Source organism: Weissella confusa (assembly GCA_041871065.1).
In the GTDB taxonomy this organism is placed as follows: Bacteria; Bacillota; Bacilli; order Lactobacillales; family Lactobacillaceae; genus Weissella; species Weissella confusa_A.
Genome location: CP168942.1, coordinates 506,330 through 527,086 on the forward strand (window position 1 = coordinate 506,330; position 20,757 = coordinate 527,086).

At 42.0% G+C, this 20,757-nt stretch carries 16 protein-coding genes and 1 other RNA gene; 15 read left to right on the forward strand and 2 right to left on the reverse strand.

Going from position 1 to position 20,757, the window contains the following annotated elements:
• The first annotated feature begins 237 nt into the window (after positions 1 to 237).
• The 9 genes from ACAW68_02195 to ACAW68_02235 all read left to right on the forward strand — a co-directional run bounded on the left by ACAW68_02195 (position 238) and on the right by ACAW68_02235 (position 9,498).
• The gene (locus ACAW68_02195) at positions 238 to 549 is read left to right on the forward strand and encodes a hypothetical protein (GenBank protein XGA16400.1); all 312 of its coding nucleotides are present in this window, start codon (positions 238 to 240) and stop codon (positions 547 to 549) included.
• A gap of 19 nt (positions 550 to 568) precedes the next feature.
• The gene (locus ACAW68_02200) at positions 569 to 724 is read left to right on the forward strand and encodes a hypothetical protein (GenBank protein XGA16401.1); all 156 of its coding nucleotides are present in this window, start codon (positions 569 to 571) and stop codon (positions 722 to 724) included.
• Positions 725 to 982: 258 nt separating this feature from the next.
• Positions 983 to 1,393, forward strand: coding sequence for an ArpU family phage packaging/lysis transcriptional regulator (locus ACAW68_02205; protein XGA16402.1), 411 nt, complete (start codon positions 983 to 985; stop codon positions 1,391 to 1,393).
• A 796-nt stretch (positions 1,394 to 2,189) separates the two neighbouring features.
• Complete coding sequence (locus ACAW68_02210; protein ID XGA16403.1) at positions 2,190 to 2,438, forward strand: integrase core domain-containing protein; 249 nt, start codon at positions 2,190 to 2,192, stop codon at positions 2,436 to 2,438.
• Positions 2,439 to 2,815: 377 nt separating this feature from the next.
• Positions 2,816 to 5,080 carry a hypothetical protein gene (locus tag ACAW68_02215; protein XGA16404.1) on the forward strand — a complete coding sequence of 755 codons (2,265 nt, stop codon included), beginning with the start codon at positions 2,816 to 2,818 and terminating at the stop codon, positions 5,078 to 5,080.
• Between the two features lie 117 nt (positions 5,081 to 5,197).
• On the forward strand, positions 5,198 to 5,839 hold the full coding sequence (locus ACAW68_02220; GenBank protein ID XGA16405.1) for a hypothetical protein: 642 nt from the start codon (positions 5,198 to 5,200) through the stop codon (positions 5,837 to 5,839).
• 76 nt (positions 5,840 to 5,915) lie between these two features.
• Entirely contained in the window at positions 5,916 to 7,013 is a 1,098-nt protein-coding gene (locus ACAW68_02225; protein ID XGA16406.1) for a WxL protein peptidoglycan domain-containing protein, read from the forward strand.
• Positions 7,014 to 7,209: 196 nt separating this feature from the next.
• A complete protein-coding gene (locus ACAW68_02230) occupies positions 7,210 to 9,294 on the forward strand; it encodes a hypothetical protein (GenBank protein ID XGA16407.1) in 2,085 nt (694 codons plus the stop codon).
• 45 nt (positions 9,295 to 9,339) lie between these two features.
• Positions 9,340 to 9,498, forward strand: a complete 159-nt coding sequence (locus tag ACAW68_02235; GenBank protein ID XGA16408.1) for a hypothetical protein — start codon at positions 9,340 to 9,342, stop codon at positions 9,496 to 9,498.
• A gap of 141 nt (positions 9,499 to 9,639) precedes the next feature.
• Here the strand turns inward: ACAW68_02235 and ACAW68_02240 are convergent, their stop codons facing one another.
• On the reverse strand, positions 9,640 to 10,974 hold the full coding sequence (locus tag ACAW68_02240; protein XGA16409.1) for an ISL3 family transposase: 1,335 nt from the start codon (positions 10,972 to 10,974) through the stop codon (positions 9,640 to 9,642).
• A 438-nt stretch (positions 10,975 to 11,412) separates the two neighbouring features.
• Here ACAW68_02240 and ACAW68_02245 point away from each other — a divergent pair, with 438 nt between their 5' ends.
• A complete protein-coding gene (locus ACAW68_02245) occupies positions 11,413 to 13,314 on the forward strand; it encodes a DNA methyltransferase (protein XGA16410.1) in 1,902 nt (633 codons plus the stop codon).
• The gene (locus tag ACAW68_02250; GenBank protein XGA16411.1) at positions 13,314 to 15,935 is read left to right on the forward strand and encodes a DEAD/DEAH box helicase family protein; all 2,622 of its coding nucleotides are present in this window, start codon (positions 13,314 to 13,316) and stop codon (positions 15,933 to 15,935) included. The genes ACAW68_02245 and ACAW68_02250 overlap by 1 nt, the downstream gene beginning before the upstream one ends.
• 1,011 nt (positions 15,936 to 16,946) lie before the next feature.
• Here ACAW68_02250 and ssrA read toward each other — a convergent pair.
• Positions 16,947 to 17,314, reverse strand: a transfer-messenger RNA (tmRNA) gene (ssrA, locus tag ACAW68_02255).
• Positions 17,315 to 17,525: 211 nt separating this feature from the next.
• On the opposite strand from ssrA, the gene ACAW68_02260 reads away from it, so the two are divergent.
• The 4 genes from ACAW68_02260 to ACAW68_02275 all read left to right on the forward strand — a co-directional run bounded on the left by ACAW68_02260 (position 17,526) and on the right by ACAW68_02275 (position 20,701).
• On the forward strand, positions 17,526 to 18,512 hold the full coding sequence (locus ACAW68_02260) for a GMP reductase (GenBank protein ID XGA16412.1): 987 nt from the start codon (positions 17,526 to 17,528) through the stop codon (positions 18,510 to 18,512).
• A gap of 93 nt (positions 18,513 to 18,605) precedes the next feature.
• Complete coding sequence (locus ACAW68_02265; GenBank protein ID XGA16413.1) at positions 18,606 to 19,658, forward strand: mechanosensitive ion channel family protein; 1,053 nt, start codon at positions 18,606 to 18,608, stop codon at positions 19,656 to 19,658.
• A gap of 20 nt (positions 19,659 to 19,678) precedes the next feature.
• On the forward strand, positions 19,679 to 19,978 hold the full coding sequence (locus ACAW68_02270; protein XGA16414.1) for a hypothetical protein: 300 nt from the start codon (positions 19,679 to 19,681) through the stop codon (positions 19,976 to 19,978).
• Positions 19,979 to 20,092: 114 nt separating this feature from the next.
• Positions 20,093 to 20,701, forward strand: a complete 609-nt coding sequence (locus ACAW68_02275) for a hypothetical protein (protein ID XGA16415.1) — start codon at positions 20,093 to 20,095, stop codon at positions 20,699 to 20,701.
• Positions 20,702 to 20,757: the final 56 nt, after the last annotated feature.

Below are 20,757 nucleotides of genomic sequence, written 5' to 3' on the forward strand. Positions count from 1 at the left end.
CTTATCAAAACTTATCATCTCCTTATCAACGCAAAGACCGGTATTATCACACTTATCACACTTATCAATATTTAATTAGTTATATAAGGTCAGATGTAGTGCTTACTGTGTATGTAAGTAACAAATTATTGATAAGTTGATAATTGCGATAATACCGCGGTTTATAGCGATAAGGGAGTGATAAGAGAGTGATAAGTTTGGAAATTGAACCCGATTTTTAGAGAGGAGGACAGCAAGGTGAGATACGAACATTACGAGCCAAGAGCAACATTAGACAACACCAAGGAATTGCGTAACGCAGTCATGAAAGCATTGACTGTGATTGATGGTGAGGCATTACGTGACGCACTATTTGATTCTTTAACAGCGACTAAGGCGTACGCTGACAATGAAGACGAAAATATGGACGGCCACGTAAACGAACTAGAAGCACGATTGGATGGCTTAGAAAATGATCTGATGGCTGCATGTTATGACGATACAAATATGCGTGAATATGCTGAAAGATTAGAGGCACGTATTGAAAAGTTAGAAGCGTTTATGCAATAAGTAGAAAAGAGGAACGAGCATGGCAGCATGGAACAGTGGCGAATATTACGAGGGCGAACGCATTAAGTTGCATAAATTTTTAGATACTGTTGATACATCAAAACTAAGTGAGCTAGGACGTATCGAGTATGTAAAGGCAGCCGCCCTAATGGAAATTGCCCGTAAGTTGAAATAAATATAATTAGAACGTTAGCAAGTTTCACGACTTGCTGGCGTTTTTTTATAAGACGAGTTACATGTTTACATTTGTTGACCGTATTGGGACAAGATATAGATGGGAGCATAGGTGTGCATAGGGATAACCAACGACGGTAGTGTCGTTTTTTGTAGAATTCCCAGAAAAAGCAATTTGAACGAAGTGGCCTTTTATTTATTCAACACGTTGTACAATAAAAGGATATAACTTCTAGGCATGAAAAGATGAGGTGAGTATATGGGAAGTACAACATTATCTATTGATGAAAAGATGACGGTTAAGAGAGTACGTGCATTCTTTACGGATGATTTACCAAAACTGCAACTACTAGCACACGTTAGATTGTCTAGTGTGAATTTAGATGCAATGCCAGTGCATCGTAGTAATGAAAATACGGCAGTAGACAAGATGACCCGGCAAGTGCAAGCACGGATGTGTCTTGATGATATGGTTGAGGCGTTAAGTGCGTTACCTGATATGGAACGGAAAGTGATTATATTGAAGTACATAGAAGGGCTACAATGGTTTGTTATTAGCGACCGTCTGCATTTAAGCGTGAGAAGGTTACAAGAGGTTATGCAGCAAGCGCTGAATGATTTTGGGATAGCTTATGCGGGAACGTTGGACTTGTTAGATGAAGGTGAGTAGCAGAGAGAAGTCTTACTACTTTTTACTACATTGGGGATGGATTAGATGAACGCTGTGATAGCTCACGAGAAGCCCGTCACGGCGTTTTTGTTTTGTTGTGCTAAATTTGTACGCCTTGTGATTTAAAATCGTTTATACCCCCGCCTGCGTCGCTTAGGAAGTAACCGAATATCAAATAGTGCCGTCTCTTCAACACGCTGCAGTTATTGTTATTTTTTGAATTGTTGGTACGGGCACTATTTAACTATTAACATCATGCTGATGCCTCATATGTCAGTCCAAAACACAGTTACCCCCCCTATGTAAAATTTTTCAGAATTCATATTTTCTGTAAGAAACCAGTAATGTGTGTGCTCTTCTTTTAAGACACCCAGGGGCGGGGGTATTTAATTTTCAGAACACAATCGACTAATTGCCGGACAAAACAAAGCGCGCTCAAACGTGCTTATATAGCTTCTGACAGAGTGTGTAATTCAACAAGTACGGGCTTGTTATCGTTCCCCAACTTTGGGGTGCCAATGTCGCTCCACAAATCTGCGTCACGACACTCACAGCCAAAATCTGGACTACCGGTGCCGGTCACTACTAGGTCACCACCACTAACCACGGCAAGATTACGGCAATATACGGGCAGATTTTGAGGGCACAATAAAAGTCGGCAGCATGGCTTAGATGCTAACCAGCTAACAGAGCAAGGACACTCGCATTTGATTTTTTTGTTGCTAGTGGGTGACTAAGTGGGTGACTGACGAACGATGAAACGCTGAAACCCTTGATACAATGCAGGTTACAGGCTGTGTGGTTTGTTTCCAGTCTGTTCGAAGGAACGTTGCAAAACTCTGGAATAAAGCACTCTTACTCCCGTAAGGGTCATCCTTACGATAATGCTCGTATCGAGAGCTTCCATTCGCTCATCAAGCGCGAAATGATTTATCACGAAGAGTACAGGACCATTGATGATGTCCGGGTGTCTGTCGAGTGGTACGTGAACTGGTACAACAACAGTCGCATCAACTCACGGACTGATTGGCTTCAGACCGCCTAGACCAATGTCTGGTTTACTTAATCTCGATTATCGGCACCAGCCGGTACGACACAGTTTATAAGCCGTCACTTGTGAATTTCAAAAATTCGCCTTGTGAAGGCTTATTTACCGCACGCTACAACTTGTGAAATCCGGCCGGTTCACAATCTATACCACTCGTTTTCTCTCAACGGCAGGGCTGAGCCCTGTTCCACCTACAAAAACACCCAGAAATCACGCCATTGTAGGCTGAAATCTGGGTTTTGAAAATTTTTCGGGGTAGCGGCACCTTGTGGTGCCAAAAAAAAACTGTCCATAATCTTGACATCAGCGCCGGTTGCTGGTATTTTTTCATGTTGGGTAGTTAATTGAAAATTAGTAGTGATGATGTTCAACTTTTGAAAAAACCATCATCTATTGAATACATGAACCTTACTGGTAACACAACTAACGACACAGCTGGCGGTTATTCAACAAAGATTATGTATGTCGACAACTCTACAGCTTCTGCCGTACAAACCGTTAATAATATCTTGAGTAATCCGGTTTCACAAATGTTGATTGCTAACGATCCTGACGGTGAGCTTGCGACGCAGGTTAAGAACTTGACTAACGAAATTGCTCGTAAGGCCAAGGTCTCTGAAGCCGCCGCCGATTACCAAAAGCTGTTGCAATCTGCTGACTTGATCGGTTCAGGTAATGCATCGGTTGCCGTTGACGTTACGTTGACCACTTTGAGTATCAACGGTCAAACATATAACGTTAAGGTACCATATACGACCGACGAAGCTCGTTTGGCTTCTGACTTTAATGCTGACGGTACTGAAAAGACTGACGCACAAAAGAAAGCTGACGACGACAAGCTAGCTACTATGCTTCACCAGGACGTGATAAAACTACTGCCTGAGCAGGTACCTGAAATTAAGACAGCTTTGGATTCCGGGCAAATTTCACAAAATAAATTGGACAATAACACAACTGTGTCAAACTATGTTGCGCCATTGACTCAAGAAGAGTTGATGCAATACTATGCAAAGCACTCTGACGACGTTGCCCAAGCCACAGGTAAGACATACGGTGAAATTGCTACTTCAATGAAGGAAAAAATTCAGGCTAACCCTGATTTAGCATTTACCACGGTTCAATACCTGGACTTGCCAGCAGCGCCACAAGCTTCAACATCCGTTGATACGTATTACCAAGCTGCAACTGTAAACGTTCAAACACAATTGACTAACTTGTCAACATTAACCGACTACACGATTACGCAATTGAGCTCTGTTAAGGATGCCCTTGCCAAGGCTGATGCTGACACTAGTGACATTGATGCAAGTATTGCAATGCTAAAAGATACCAAGAACACGTTTGAGAGTATCATCCAAGGTGCTGCCATTAACGGTTCAACATCTGATTACTTCTACGCCCGTTCACAGACATTGTTGGCTACTAACGAAGTAGCCATAACGACAGCGACAGCCGTTGACCAAGTTCACGAGTCTGTCACTGAGAACAAAGGCGCATTGGAAGAAGCCGGATTTGATACTTCAGCATTGACTGAGTCTGTTATGGATAAGGCTGACAAATTGATCGACGCTGCTGTAAATGGTAAAACATTTACTCAAGAAATGGCGGACGCTGTTAAGAATGGTCCAACTGCGTTCGTGGATGGTACAGAAATCCAAGGATTGGTTAAGCCTGATACAATTACGGACTTGTTGAACAATATTACTGCTCTTGAAAAACAGACGGATAGTTCAGGAAAGACTTTCTTGCAGTCATCAACTGTCACTCAACTGGTAACTGACTTGAGTAATTTGGGACAAGTTGTTTTGAACACGGTTACTAAGGACAAGGCTGCTGATTTGACTGCTGAAACTGTTGCTAAAGTGACTGGTAAAGATATTGCAGACGTTAAGACTGACGCAAAAGAAATTGCCAGTGCTATCAAGGATAATAACATGGGTACGGTTGATACCTCTGGTACTGTGGACACGACGAGCGTTGATAAGGTGGTTAACGTGTCTCAAAGTCAAAACGGTAACAAGACGGCGGTGGTTGATGATCCTAAGCCAGATAACTCAAGTACTAAGCCAGATGAACCAACGACTAAACCTGATGATTCGACCACTAAGCCAGGCGATTCAACTTCAGACAACCAACCAGAAGCTAAGTTGCAAACGGCAATCATCGATACGATGAAGGGTGCAACAGCGAAAATTGGGGACACCAAGTTGCAGTCGGGTACCGGAGAGTTTGGCCTTAGCATTACTGATTCTCGTAAGACACGTAGCAACATTACAATCGGTGCGCAACTATCAAAGCCGTTTACTTATGATGACGGTACTGTTATGAAGAACGCTAAAGTGATGCTGGAATCAAGTAAAACGGTCACTGACGCAATCAAGGCAACTGACTTTGATAATCTATTTGGTGGTGAAACAACCACCAATGGTGTTACGCAGCAAAACGCTTTGACGTTGGCTACAAACGAAGGCACCACTGGTCAAATGCAGGTTGCAATGGGTACGCCAAGTGATGATAAGCCGTTCGAGATTTCGTTCGACCACATGTGCGTGTCAGATTCAGATACTTCAGAGATGAAGGTCGGCTCTGCAACGGCGACAGTTACGTGGACCGTGTCTAACGGTGTCTGGAACAACTAATTAATAACCGCAATTCGTAACCAAGCGAGGCAGATGACTGCGAGCGTCATCTTCGGTTTTTGACAGGAGTGTCGTAAAACACTACATTATGAACTTATTTATAAGGGGTAAAGAGATATGGCATTAGCTATTTCACGTAAACAAGTTGTGGCAACTGTTCTTGTAGCAGGTTCATTCTTGGGATTGGCATCAACTTCAGCTATCTACGCTGACGCTGACGCAACACCACAATCGACTGTTGCGTCAGATTCAACGACGAACAAGTCAAGTCAAACAACAACGGGTAAGGTTACGTTCACAGGTGGTGACCTAACACTTTCAGGGTTGGAGGATCCGGAGCCTTTTAGTGCTAGTGTCTCAGATGCTTATGCTGGATTTTCTAAGGAAACTGAAATGGCACCTCTTACGGTGCTAGACAATCTTGGTGACGGTGGAAATTGGACACTTACAGCAACAGCTGCTGGCTGGATCCCAGAAAGTTCAGATTCTTCACCAATAGGTGCTAGTGTCTTGAATAATAATGGAAAGTTGGGTATTTCTGGTGTCAAGGTCAACGGCAATGATGCCAAACCAGCAGGGACTCTTGTTAAAGGCCAATCAGTAGAAATTGCTAAGGGTAGCGCAGAAGATAACGGCGATAATAATGTGGCGTCTGGATATTACACGTTTGAATTGCAAAAAGGGACGAACATGCGTACGGGAATATACACAAATACAATTACTTGGACTCTATCAAGCCAGCCAGAAAACAAAAACTAAAATTGATACAGAGCACTTACTTTTATGCTACGCTTAGAGGTACGTGTTCTTTTTATCTGGAGAGAGGTTTTAAGACATGAAGAGAAAAGTGGTGCTGATAGCTGCTTTGTTGTTGGGCGCAGTGGTAACGTTCCCAACCCAAGCGAATGCGGCTGACGCAAATTTGAAGGTGACACCGGTTCAAGCACCTTCACAACGTGATAAAGAAGAGAGTTTCTTCGATTTAGTATTGCAACCGGGTCAAAGCGGAATGTTGACTGTACAACTGCAAAATCCAACTAAGAAGGATATGGTTGTTGATGCAACGGTCGCTCCTGCTTCTACTAGTGATAGTGGTAGTGTGCAATATACCAATCAAGTTAAGCTTGATCCATCATTGGCAGTTAATGTGAAAGACTTGGTCGAAGCGCCTAAGAAGGTGACGGTCCCTGCTGGTCAAACCATTACTTATAGCGCTAAGTTAACAATGCCAACGACGTCGTTGACGGGTATGACAGCTGGGGCACTTATCTTCGCGCCAGAAGATAGTACCAAGTCATCTGCTGGACAAGGCATGGGTATTATCAACAAGCTTCAATATGCCGTTGCTGTGCTGGCCCGCAATGAAAATACGACGTGGGACCCAGCTTTGACAATTGATGGGGCAACGGCAAAGAATCAAGAAGGTGCGACGAACATTGCGGTGCACCTTCGTAATACGGCAGCGACCTACCTAAACCAGTTGGCAGTTGAAACGACCGTCTCACGCAACGGTAAGACTTATTCACGTAGCCAAGATGATATGCAGATGGCGCCTAATTCTGATTTCAATTTTTCGGTACCATTGAAGGATAACGTGACAGCTGGCCAGTATTCCGTTGCCACAACGGCCTACTACGTTAAGGACCCTGCCGGACAGTACCAAGATGATAAGGGACAGCACTACAAGTTCAAGGCGACGTATGATGGCAAAGTTAACGTAACGGCTAAAAAGGCACAATCACTAAATAGGGTGCTTAAGCAAGCTAAGGGTGGTATGCCAACAATGATCAAGGTCGGCATTACGGCGATTGTAGTTTTGGCTGCGCTAGTGCTTGGCATGGTTATCATGATGATGAAGCGTCGCAAGAAGGAATCAAATCGTTTGGCTGATTTGGAAGCAGAATTGCAATCATTGAAAGCACAACAAAAGTAAATAATGATATGAATGAAACGCTTTTTGAGAAATCAAAAGGCGTTTTTAATTATTTGGGACATCGTTCCCCTTATCTAAACCCCGTAATAGCAACGTTTCTAGCGCCTGGAAGTTTTCGGGACTTTATGAAATGTCCTTTATTTGGGCTAGTAAACTTACTAATGGGAAGAAAGTAAGTGGAAGGGGCAAATAACGTATGAAGCGATTTACTGGTTTGATGTTAACAGCAATGATTTTGGGTGGACTCGCTAATAATTTTGTTTTGCCAAATGGTTTGCCCCAGCTTACTCAAGTACAAGTATCTGATCATGTGACGGCAGCAAGCTTTTCAACACGTACGTTGACGAGCTATCAGATTCCAAAAGCAGTTGTTCAAACGATTTTGGATAATAGCCTGATGTCTGACGGCAAGACGCCAACAGCTGACGGCAAAACGGTGGACAACTTCACAATCGGTGATGTTCAAAACCTCAAGGTGCTATCACTAGCAACACGCACAAAGAATAGTGACGGGACATATACATCGAAAGCCAACGCGGCGGTTGCTGATTGGCTAGAATCGATGGACTATGCAACAAAGAATCCAGGTTCGCAAGTGTTGCAGACCAAGGATGCCGTGTTGGGGGCAGGAAACTTGTCTGACGGAAAAATTAAGGCACAAACATTTTTGCAGAATGGTGTTCCGACATATTCAGACAACCAGTACTATAATCCAACGCCGGTTTTGAACATTCTTATGGCAATTATCAATTCTGCCACGAATGCGACAACGTTGGATTTGACGGGGATGTTGTCAAAGGTGCCAAGTAAAACAAATTACGGCACTGTGCACATGGGAATTTTGGCGTTGCTTCAAACGCCTCAATTAACAAACTTGAAGACCTTGAATCTGGGTGACAACCAAATTGGAGTGGACAAGGTGACGGCCGGATTTGATAGCAATGCTTACTATCTTTTCCGTTCAACCACGTTAACGTCAAGCTCGGTTACAGATTTGGATTTGTCCGATAATGGGTTTACGACATTGGATGACAATATTTTAAGTGGTATTGGGTCACAAATTTCTGGATTGAATTTCGCCGGGAACAACATCACGTCGATTAGTTACAACAACGGAACCACGTTTTCTAATGCATCTAAGTCCGAAGGTGGAAGCGTTAACTTGTCTGGTAGTGATAATCTGGATGTTTCAGGAAATACAGCTTATGTTATCGCAAGTGCGTTGAATTCTGGTGGTGCATCATTGACGTTGGATAATAAAACAGCTAATGCGCTGGCTACGAACCAAATTGCAAATGGTAATAGTTGGCCAGGGGTTAACTCTGACGGGTTTACGGCCATTGTACCGCAATTGTCAGGTGATACAGTGGCAACCATTGTTGATAAGAATGCAACGGCGGTGACGTCGAATGTCTTGGAGACAATCGCGACGAAAAACGTGGATGCCCTGGATTCTAAGACGTTGACGAACTTGGCGAATAATAACGCCAGCGCAATCACATCCAACGCCTTGTCATCAATCGCGACCAATAATGCAGGGGCGATTAATAGTGACGTCGTATCATCAGTTTTGGCAAAGCAACCGGATGCGATCACATCGGATTCTTTGACTGCAATTGCTAAGAACAGTGGTGATGCACTTGGGAGCGACGTCATTTCTAATATTTTGACGAAGCAGCCAGATGCCATCACGTCGGATTCCTTGACCGCGATTGCCAAGAACGACGGTAATGCTGCCACTTTGGCAGATATTGCGAAGAAGGTGCCTGACGCGGTGGACTCAAAGGCCATTGCGAACATTGCGGCGCAAAGCCCAGATGTGTTGACACCGGATTTGGTTAAGTATTTGGCTTTTTCTGGTGCACTGGATTTAGATACGTTGAAGACGATTGCGGTTAATAAGCCAGATGCGTTAACTAATTTGTCAGATACGGATAAGCAAAATGTTATCGAAGCCGCTGGTGGCGCGGATAAGGTTGGGGATGTCGTGAACAATCCAACTTCTGTTCCTAAGTCGGAAGCAACGAAGCCGTCAACAGATGTGTCCGGTGGTGATGAGACACCAGCAAGCAAGGTGACTGTGGATAAGACAGATTTGTCATTTGGAACGGTGAATCTGTCCGAGTGCACATCAAATTCAGTTTTGCATGCTACTGTTGGCTTAACGGTTAGTGGTACCTTGATGAAGGGCGCAACATTAAGTGTTGCGGCTGATGCCTGGCAAGGTGCTGATGGTACGGTAGCATTTAAACCAACGTTCAAATTGGATGGTCAAGAGTAAGTTTCTAATAAGACGATTGATCAATCGGTATCAGTTGGAGCAGGTATGCAGTCTGTTGTGAGTGCAGATACTGCCAATCGGGCATTTAAGCTCGTTTTTGATAAAATTGGCATGACGAATGTGTCAGGGGTTAAAGCCAATCATACGTATACTGGTTCAGTACGTGGGCAAGTTGGTGTTATGCCATCAGAAACACAAAATTAGTATTAATTAAGAGACAGATAAGAAAGCCGTGGGTTGTGCCACGGCTTTTTCTGTTACAATGAATATATTAGAAACGTTTGTAAAGAGGTTCAAAGTCAAATGGTACTGATGACCGGTAAAATTTAATATTTTGAACCTTGCTTAGGCAGCTGACTTCACATTGTTGAGATCAGCTGCCTTTTGCTTATAGTTCATTGAGTAGAAACTATTCTTGAATGAGATAAGAATACGTAGACGAAAGTTTTTGAAACTACGGAACCCGTATGCCGTGCGCTTAATTGCTTTGATTTTATTGTTTGAACCTTCTATTGGTCCGTTTGAGAATCCGTAGATAAAGCTGTTTATTATTTCGTCGAAGTGCTTGCGGATAGTGCGACGAACCTTCTTCATTGCCTTTGGCAATGAGCGGTATTGGGCATCATTTTTTGTGGGATATAGAACAGACTTGAGTTCAGCTTCATCACGAGTTTCGATGGCGTAAAGAATCCCTTGGTAGAAAGCGTATGCGTCACGCAGTTCATCAGAGAGCGCCAGTAGGCGGTCGATAACTTCTTTATCAGTTAAATAGGCATGCTTAAAATTGATTCGATTTTTGCGGGTCGTGTAATCGAGTGCAGTTTCGTGCTTCATAAGTAGTGTCCAAAAGCGCTTTAGTTGGCGATACTCTTTGCTGTCTGACCCGAATTGTTTCATAACTCTGATACGAACCTTGTTTAGTTCACGGTATGCTTGAGTTACGACGTGAAATCTGTCGGCTACGATGTTTGCGTTTGGAAATAAATCCTTAATCATAGCTCTGTAAGGGGTGAATAAATCCACAGTAATGGTTTTAACAGCAGCTCGAGCTGCTGGACTGTATTGATTGAAATAGGCACGGAGCTGACCAGCACCGCGATCCTTCATGACATCTAGAATGCGGTGGTTAACAGAATCGATTAAAATCATGCTCATTCCACTAGTTGCGAACTTACCTGATTTGAAGTCATCGAACGCGATGTTTTGTGGCAGGTAATGGAAATTTTTTTTGTTGTAAAAGAATAAGCCTTCGGCTGCACGCATTACGGTTTGCGTTGATATGTTGTTATCTAAGGCGATGTGCTTTTGACTAACGTTTTCACTTAGTTCCATTGCTGCGGTTTGTTTAACCTTATCGATGATATGGTTGTTTGGTTGAATGTCAGTGAGGTGCGCAATGGACGTGTGTCCACATTTCTTGCATAGAAATTTTTGCTTTCGGATTCTATAGTTTTGAAACTTGAATGCGCTACGTGGCCCTTTATGAGTAACCATTTTGGTACCATTGTGAACCATTGGAGTTCCGCATTTTTCGCAGTTGGTAGCGTATGTCAGAAGGAGATTCCAAGTAATTGTAGCGGTTCCGTTGCGATTAGTTTCATTGAAGTGTTGTTCTGCTTTTGGATCAAAATCAACATCTAAGTCTGTTAATCCAATTAAAATTCTGATATCGTTATCCATGTTGGGCTATCCTTTCGAGGGTATTTTGGGCAGACTGGTTGCAGCTGGGCTGTCCTTTTTAATTTTTACACCAAAAAACCAAAAAAGGTCCATCAACCAATCGCGTGAGCGAGTGGTCATCAGTACCAAATATTTTAGAGCCTTTTTTTGAGCAACGTATTGCGTGAGAAGCATGAGCGCGTGTGAGACGTTTTTACATTTTTGTGAGTAATTTCTGATTGATAATTAAAAATCGTTTATACCCCCGCCCACGTTGCTTAGGAAGTAACCGAATATCAAATAGTGCCGTCTCTTCAACGCGCTGCAGTTATTATTATTTTTCAAAGTAAATAGGGATAGCTAATAATCATAGGGTATTATGTTAAAGAACATAATTTAAAGGTGAATACATGTAAAATGATTAAAAGCAGTGTGCGGAGATACAGTAAGGGGAATTAAATGTTAGATTCAAAGATTATGGAGACAACAAAGTCCATTTTGAAAGAGTTTGGTAACACCTATTTTTCAGATAAAGGAACTTTAAAGCGCAATAAAGTAATAGAAGACCTTGATGCGTACACACCTATGTTGATGAAGGCATTACTAGCTAATCAACTAATTCATGATACCTATACGGAGTCAATTGTTATAGATGATAAAAGTGTAGAACTGTTTAAGCTAAACCAGTTTATTGAAATGTTTACGTATAAAGAATACTGGCAAGATAGCTATACAAAATTTGAGAATAAAATTGGCCTTACTGCTGGTGGTAAGTTTATTGATGAGACTGCTGACGTAGTCCTAGATTTTCCATTCAAAGATACTGTTTTAAAAGCTGGTATGACGAACGAGGATCAAAAAGATACTGATGAACCTTTTTTGCATGAAACGATTGCTAAGGCTGAAATTGATCAATTATTAGAACCTAAAATATTTGTCAATGCTACTAAGTATGACCAAGAAAACTTAGATGGTACATCAGTTGATAATTTTGATGATACCAATTTAATTATTAAAGGAAATAATTTGATTGCCTTGAATAGTTTAAAAGATAACTATGCTGGAAAAATTAAGTTAATTTATTTAGACCCACCTTATAATACGGGTAAAGATTTTGGATACAACGATAATTTCACTCATTCAGCATGGATGACTTTTATAGTTAATCGTTTGGAAATTGCTAAAAAACTATTATCTGACAATGGTTCAATTTGGGTTAATATTGATGACGATGAACAAGCGTACTTAAAGGTTTTAATGGATTCCGTATTCGGTAGAGAGAATTTTTTAGCCAATGTTATTTGGAAGAAAAAATTTTCACCGCAAAATGATGCACGTTATTTTTCAGATATGCATGATTTTATTGTCACTTATGCAAAAAACATTAGTCAGTTTGAAATAAACGGACTTCCGCGTACGAAAGAAATGAATTCACGTTATAAAAATCCTGACAATGATCCACGAGGTCCTTGGACGTCAGGTGATGTATCTGTTAGGACCTATAATGCAAGAGATGATTATCCTATTACGACACCAAGTGGGCGTATCGTAAATCCACCAGCAGGTAGGTCATGGCGAACATCCAAAGAAAATTTTGAGAAATTAGTAAAGGAAAACAGAATTTGGTTCGGAAAAGATGGAGATTCAGCTCCACGAATTAAACGATTTTTGTCCGATGTTAAACAAAAAACTACCCCACAAACTATATGGGATTATACAGAAGTGGGTCATAACCAAGCTGCAACCCAAAATCTTAATAAATTATTTGAAGGAAATGTTTTTTCAACCCCGAAGCCAGAAGCCTTATTACAAAGAATTTTAACATTAGGATCAAATCAAAATGACCTTATCCTTGATTTTTTCATGGGCTCAGCAACCACTCAAGCGGTCGCGATGAAGATGAAGCGACGCTTTATTGGGATTGAACAGATGGATTATATTAAAACTGTTTCTGTTGAACGCCTTAAAAAGGTGATTGCTGGCGAACAAGGTGGTATCTCTAAAGATGTTAATTGGCAGGGCGGCGGATCATTTGTCTATGCTGAATTGATGGAAAAGAATCAAGGTTATCTCAAAGATGCCCAACAGGCCGAAACGACGAAGCAATTAGAAGATGTTGTTCATCGCATGATTGAAGGTGGCGCTGATTTTGATTTCCGAGTTGATGTTGAAAAAGTCCTACAAGACCCTGAATACCAAGCCATGGCATTGGCTGAGAAAAAGCAGCTGATAGTCAAGGTCATTGATAAGAATCAGTTGTATTATGCGTACAGTGATATGGGCGATCGTGATGTACAAGAGATGATGTCTGAGAGTGATATTGCGTTTAATAAGAGCTTTTATGGGGAGCGTGATCTGTAATGGCCAAAAAGAAAGCACGAGAACTTGTCTTACCAATTGTTCATGAGATTAATGACTATACGAGTGATTTTTTAAAAAATGACGAACCCAGACACGCCTTTGTTTATCCGGACTACATTAAGCACAATCTCAAGCATCAGTTACGTGATTATCAAAAGCAATCACTATACAACTTGAATTACACGCAAAAGGATGCCAATGTTGCCAGTCGCTTTAATCAATTGTTATTCCATATGGCCACTGGTTCTGGAAAAACTGATGTGATGGCAGCTGATATGCTGTATTTTTACCATGAATTTGGCTATCAAAATTTTCTGTTTGTCGTTAATACAAACGCGGTGATTGCTAAAACCCGTGAAAACATGCTGAATGTTCAGTCACCAAAGTACCTCTTTTCACAACCACTCAATATTGATGGTACTCCGATTGAATTGCGAGAAGTCACCCGATTTCCAACAAACAGTGAACCAGGCGTGATTTACTTGCGGCTAACAACGATCCAAACTTTAGCAAATGAATTAAATACACCACGCGAGAATGGTTTAACTTATGGTGATTTAGAGAAACAGAAGTTGATTATTCTAGCTGATGAAGCGCATCATTTTTCTGCCGGTACAAAGAGCAAAGCAGATCAACAAAATAAAGCGTGGGAATATGTCTTAGATCGTATTCGACAAGCTAATAAAGATAATCGACAGTTAGAATTCACGGCTACGATTGATTTAAATAATGAGTCTATTTACGAAAAATATCGTGATAAGGTCATTTTTCAATATGATTTAAAAGAGTTTCAAAATGCCGGGTATTCAAAGAAAATCGCTCGGTTGCAAGCCAATGCTGATGATAACGAGAAGATGCTGAATGCAGTGTTGTTATCACAATATCGTAAGCGCATGGCAATCCAGGCGGGTGTACGAGATTTTAAGCCAGTTATTCTTTTTAAATCAAATAAAATTGACGTTTCAAAGGCGGCGCGCGATCAATTTTTAACGATGCTGGATCAATTAACGACTGAAGATTTGGCGCAATTTATTGCAAAGCAACTCAATACCACGCAATCATCTACTTTGCGCCAAGCTTATACGTATTATCAAACAATTGATATGGGGAGCTTGGTCCGTGAATTGCAACGTGATTTTCAACCACTGAATACTATTAATGTTAATGATACGAGTAGCAATGGGATTTTAGGTGACTTAAATGATTTACGTAATTTAAATACCCTAGAAGAACCAAGCAATCCATTTAGAGCTATTTTTGCCGTCGCCAAGCTTTCTGAAGGTTGGGATGTCTTAAATTTGTATGATATTGTCCGCATTGGGGAGCAACCCATTACGTCAACACAAACTAATAGTGAGGCGCAATTAATTGGTCGTGGTGCGCGCTACAATCCCTTTGTCTATGAGGGGGCAACATCGTTTACGCGACGGTTTGACCATAGCACGCCAGAATTACAAATATTAGAGTCCTTACACTATCACACGATTAATGATAAAAAATATATTGATAATTTAACGAAATCATTTGAAGCAATGCAGCTCCAAGTTGACGATGATAAAGACTTTGATATTTTAACCACGACAGTTAAAGCGTCATTTAAGCGGTCTGATGTCTATCAATATGGCAAGCTGTATTACAATGACGTCGAAGATGTCCCTGAGAGTGAATACAATGGGTTGGCAAAATACGGTGTTCCCGTTGCGGAACTGCCTACCGTCAATATTGAGACGGCAACCCTAGAAGCAACTGCCTTTGATACACAAAATGTTGCTGGTATGAATGAGACACGACTGGTAAAGATTGATGATGCCCTCGTCAAAAAAGCAATGGCACGGAATCCTTTCTTCAGATTCAATACCATGAAAAAATATATGCCGACTCTAAATTCTATCTCGGAGTTTATGTATGAGGCACAGTGGTTGGGGCAAATAAAAGAAATCCAAGCAACGGTATCGATGGGTTCAGATGCAGTGCTTAGTCGAGAAACACAGCTATTAGTCGTTGAAAAATATCTAGCCTATATTCAGCGCATGTTAATCATGAACTATAAGCGCCAACGCGGAACCAATAAGTTTATTGGGTTGCCAATTAAAGATGCCGTTCAGGATTATCAGAAGCGTGTCCCCGTTAACTATTCTGATGCTGGGGTTCATGAGTTAATTCAAATCTATGACTATAAAAAGGCACCTTGGTTTGTCTATAACGAGGCTATTGTTGATAAATTGGAACGTAGTTTAATTGAACTGATCCAAGGTTATGTCGAAGAGCTGCAAAACAAGTATAAAGATGTTTACCTCATTCGTAGTGATGAGCGTAATACTAAGCTAAAATTGCATGAATTTGCTGGAGATGTGTCTCACTATGCTGGTTTCTTACCTGACTTTGTCTTGTATTTGGCCAATGAGTCGTATATTTATCAGATTTATATTGAACCCAAGGGTACCCAATTGCTGGCTCAAGACCAATGGAAAGAGGACCTGTTAACGAGTATTTCGCCTGAAAGTGTCGATGTGATTGGCGAAAATGATCAGGTTAAGTTATATGGTGTTAAATTTTATATTGCAGGTGATGAACGTCAAGTTCGAAAAGGCATAGCGGATATGCTTAGTGAATTAATATAAACGGAAGTCTATATAAATGTGACTACACGCTTTAGAAGCGGTTTGAATAAGTAGAACTAATCTTTTGAGTATACAAATCCAAATCGGTGATTAGTAATCAATATTAAAAATCCGTCAGAAGGGCATATGTTGCATCTGACGGATTTTTTGTGTAGGCAACGAATTTCATCCCCGAAAAAGTGAAAAAAAAACGCCGCTCAACAAGTGAACGGCGACATATTTACACGGTTGGTAGTCCCTGATTATTTGATTATCACAGGTACACATCATATTAAAAATTAACCAGTGACGTAAATACATCGGCCGTCTCTTCAACACGCTGCAGTTATTGTTATTTTTTGAATTGTTGGTACGGGCACTATTTAACTATTAACATCATGCTGATGCCTCATATGTCAGTCCAAAACACAGTTACCCCCCTATGTAAAATTTTTCAGAATTCATATTTTCTGTAAGAAACCAGTAATGTGTGTGCTCTTCTTTTGAGACACCCAGGGGCGGGGGTATTTAATTTTCAGAACACAATCGACTAATTATGCCGGACAAAACAAAGCGCGCTCAAACGTGCTTATATAGCTTCTGACAGAGTGTGTAATTCAACAAGTACGGGCTTGTTATCGTTCCCCAACTTTGGGGTGCCAATGTCGCTCCACAAATCTGCGTCACGAAACTCACAGCCAAAATCTGGACTACCGGTGCCGGTCACTACTAGGTCACCACCACTAACAACGGCAAGATTACGGCAATATACGGGCAGATTTTTTGTATAGGCAACGAATTTCATCCCCGAAAAAGTGCAAAAAAACGCCGCTCAACAAGTGAACGGCGACATATTTACACGGTTGGTAGTCCCTGATTATTGATTATCACAGGTACACATCTAGGTACACATTAAGTCGTATTTCAACGGCATTTAGCGGAATTATATGACTTTCTGATGTGTACCTAAATGTGTACTTAACGTTGATATATCAAGCGAAATGTTGATTTACAGGTGTTTTGCCAACCTATCTATGGAGCCGAGGGGAGTTGAACCCCTGTCCTACCATCTCGTTACTAACACGTCTACGTTCATAGCTGAATAATTTAAATCTCATCTAGTGCACGCCATTCCGCGCGGCGATCAACTAGACCAAGCCTGATTATCCTCTTCCAACAGCCCTCAGGTGGCGAACGGTTGGCGCAGATTACTTAGTTTTAAAACCTAGCGCAACCCGTAATCAAAGCTGTGCATAGGCAACGCAGGCTGTTTTTTAGGCAGCTACTGCGTAAGTGTTTTGTGAATTGTTTGCAGTTAATTCTTCTGAGTGGATTATAGGGCCACAACCCCTAAACGCAGTGCTAGCACGAACAATGCCAGTCGATTCCGTAACGACCCCGAAAGTTTTACTAACAGTGTTTAGTATAGCAATAACCCCAGATATTAACAATCTATCAGTGATTTAACACTAATTCCCGAACAAGGACACAAAACATTAACAATTATCAACTTGATTTACGAATAAGTTCGGTTATAATTATTTCTTGGGTAAGGAAACTACCGGTAAATAAACCAAATTCCGAACATTGTTTTATCGAGGGGATAATAAAATGGACTTTTCAACTGTATTTGATTACGAGGATATTCAGCTCATTCCAAACAAGTGCATCATCGAAAGCCGCTCAGAGGCGGATACTTCGGTTGAACTTGGTGGGCGTCGGTTTAAGATTCCGGTAGTGCCTGCAAACATGGCCACGGTTATCAATGATGACTTGGCCATGAAGTTGGCCAAGGAAGGCTATTTCTATGTCATGCACCGTTTTGCACCGGAGACGCGTTTGGACTTTGTTCGTCGTTTCCAAGAAGCTGGCGCATTTGCATCAATTTCAGTTGGTATTAAGCAAGAAGAGTACGACTTCATTGATCAATTGAAGACGGCAGGTTTGACGCCTGAATACATCACTATTGATATTGCGCACGGCCACTCAGATGCTGTGATTAAGATGATCCAATACATTAAGTTGAACTTGCCAGCTGCCTTTGTGATTGCTGGTAACGTTGCGACACCGGAAGCTGTGCGTGACTTGGAAAACGCCGGCGCCGATGCGACTAAGTTGGGCGTTGGGCCAGGGAAGGCCTGCATCACAAAGTTGAAGACTGGTTTTGGTACTGGGGGATGGCAACTGGCGGCATTGCGTTTATGCGCGAAGGCTGCTAAGAAGCCGATTATCGCTGACGGTGGTATCCGTTACAACGGTGATATTGCCAAGTCAATTCGCTTTGGGGCGACGATGGTGATGGTTGGATCTTTGTTCGCCGGTCACGCGGAAACGCCAGGCGAAATTATTGAGATGGACGGAGCCAAGTACAAGACGTACTTCGGTTCAGCATCTCAATTCCAAAAAGGTGAGTACAAGAACGTTGAAGGGAAGAAGCTATTGGTACCATACCGTGGCTACATCGATGATACGTTGAATGAAATGGAACAAGATTTGCAATCAGCAATTTCTTACGCCGGGGGCCGTGAGTTGATGGACTTGCGTTACGTTGACTACGTAATTGTTAAGAACTCAATTGTTAACGGTGATTCATATTAATATTTGTCTAGAGAGCCGGCATAATGCCGGCTTTTTTGATATACTTGTTTTTTGTAATTGAGAGATAATGATAGATATTTTTAGGAGATTAACGTGAAATTATTTGAGCATTGGCTACACTATAGCTTTGACTGGAAATCACTGGGATTAGCCTTGTTGATTGTCGTGATTTCAATTGTTTTGGTTAACGGTATTGTGCGTGGGATTTTCCACCAAATTGAGAAGCGCATTCCTGACCGTTTTGCCGGCTGGACCGATGTCTTGATGGCATTTGAGAACCCAGCTCGTGTGATTGTTTTGTTTACAGGGTTACTTATTGCCTTGCACACAGCCCACGCCCCACATTTGGTAACACACTTCGCACACGCGATTTATCGCTCAGTGCTGATGTTCAGTATCGGATATGGTTTGTACAAGTTGATGGGTTCATTAACGGTGTTGTTGGGGCACTTGGGCTCACGCATCAACTTTGAATTGGATTCAATTGTGATGCCATTCTTGACACGCAGTTTGCAATTCGTTGTGATGGCGTTGACAGTGACGATGATTTTGTCTGATTGGGGCATCAATGTGAACGGTGTGTTCGCCGGACTAGGGTTGGCTGGATTGGCCATTTCGATGGCTGCCCAAGACCCAATTAAGAACTTGCTTGGCGGTATCATCCTTATCACCGAGAAGCCTTTCCAAATTGGTGATTGGATTAAGTCACCATCTGTTGAAGGAATTGCGGAAGATATCACGTTCCGTTCAACGTTGGTTCGTACGTTTGATGGGGCGTTGGTGATCGTGCCAAACGCAACGCTATCAAATGAGCCAATTACAAATTGGTCACGCATGGATACGCGTAAGTTGGCGTTGACGTTCTATTTGGATATTGCAACGAAGACGAAGGACATGATGGCAGCGATGACGGACGTTGAAGCCATGCTGGCCGAAGATGATCGTTTTGAAAAGGGTAGTGAAAAGGCTTATATCAATCAAGTCACGACGCGTGGTCACGAATTTATGGCCACGGCCCAATTTAAGATGGTTGACGGTGCAGACTGGGCGGGTACGCGCGCTGACATCAACATGAAGATTATTCTCATCTTAGCAGAACATGATATTCAGCTATCAGCCGGCGTGGATACGCCAACTACTAAGTAATCAGAAAGAGAGAAATTGTAATGGGGTCAGTGATTTTAGCAATCGTTGTTGGTTTGGCAGCGTTGGGTAATTACATGCTGTTTTCCGTTTTGCCACAAGGGTTTGTGCAATGGCTAAGTGTCATTGGCCAAGCCGTATTGTCACTCTTTGCCGTGATTGTATTCTTTACGTATCAAGGTCGCAAGGAAACGTCAGGTTATGAAGGGTACCGTGTTTGGACGGTCGCTCGCGTCATTACTTGGTTGGCACTATTGGGATCGGTTGCAACGTTTGTGGTGATGTTGTTGGCTGTGATGGGCATTCTTAAGGGAAGTATCTAGTCAACTGTTAAAACTTGCTTTGTTGTAAATTTGTAAAAAACTTAAAATCTGATTGATATTGTATTGAACTGTGAATGACGTATAGTAAGTATTATGAGTAAACAGGGATTAAAGATGAATCAGGTTGCGGTTGCGCTTTTGGTTGCAACTTTAAGCTCGTTGGGTGGCGTGACGGTCACGGCATCTGACACAAAAACAAACGCTGTCTCATCAGCAGCAGTAAATAAGGCGGTAGCTGCTTCGGTCGGGGGAAAGACAATGAAGATCAAGCAGATTAACTACGTGCCTGGAACCGCGGCACCAAGCCAACAGACGACTAAGACATACAAGCAGGTTATTCAGCCAAATCTTGATGCGCCGGCTGAGGCTTGGATGTGCTTGGCATATGTTGCGGGTGCTTTTGGGGGTGCATCAGGTTATGCAACGGCTGCAATGGCCGCTGACGATGCGCCAGTTATGTACAACAATCAAGATTTCCCAGAAAACGTCTACGTACCAGTTTTCTTCCGCTTTGTGGATCAAACGCACGGTAGCGTGGGTCACGTTGTCATTTGGGATGGCTACAAGAAAGAATTTCTTTCAACTGGATCAAGCAATGGACACATTACGTTCCATTCGGTTGATGAAGTTTTGGCATGGCTACGTGGTAGTGGCGATGTTGAATACATTGGTTGGTCAACTGAAATGCCAATTGATCACCAATGGCGTCCAGTTGTGGATTAATAGAAAAATGACAAAGGTCAAGTGCGTTTTGCGTGCTTGGCCTTTTGTTGGTATTT

Coding starts and splice junctions, on each gene's coding strand:
- ACAW68_02200 (XGA16401.1), top strand. CDS start 569: ATGGCAGCATGGAACAGTGGCGAATATTACGAGGGCGAACGCATTAAG.
- ACAW68_02205 (XGA16402.1), top strand. CDS start 983: ATGGGAAGTACAACATTATCTATTGATGAAAAGATGACGGTTAAGAGA.
- ACAW68_02220 (XGA16405.1), top strand. CDS start 5,198: ATGGCATTAGCTATTTCACGTAAACAAGTTGTGGCAACTGTTCTTGTA.
- ACAW68_02225 (XGA16406.1), top strand. CDS start 5,916: ATGAAGAGAAAAGTGGTGCTGATAGCTGCTTTGTTGTTGGGCGCAGTG.
- ACAW68_02230 (XGA16407.1), top strand. CDS start 7,210: ATGAAGCGATTTACTGGTTTGATGTTAACAGCAATGATTTTGGGTGGA.
- ACAW68_02235 (XGA16408.1), top strand. CDS start 9,340: ATGCAGTCTGTTGTGAGTGCAGATACTGCCAATCGGGCATTTAAGCTC.
- ACAW68_02240 (XGA16409.1), bottom strand. CDS start 10,974: ATGGATAACGATATCAGAATTTTAATTGGATTAACAGACTTAGATGTT.
- ACAW68_02245 (XGA16410.1), top strand. CDS start 11,413: ATGTTAGATTCAAAGATTATGGAGACAACAAAGTCCATTTTGAAAGAG.
- ACAW68_02250 (XGA16411.1), top strand. CDS start 13,314: ATGGCCAAAAAGAAAGCACGAGAACTTGTCTTACCAATTGTTCATGAG.
- ACAW68_02260 (XGA16412.1), top strand. CDS start 17,526: ATGGACTTTTCAACTGTATTTGATTACGAGGATATTCAGCTCATTCCA.
- ACAW68_02270 (XGA16414.1), top strand. CDS start 19,679: ATGGGGTCAGTGATTTTAGCAATCGTTGTTGGTTTGGCAGCGTTGGGT.
- ACAW68_02275 (XGA16415.1), top strand. CDS start 20,093: ATGAATCAGGTTGCGGTTGCGCTTTTGGTTGCAACTTTAAGCTCGTTG.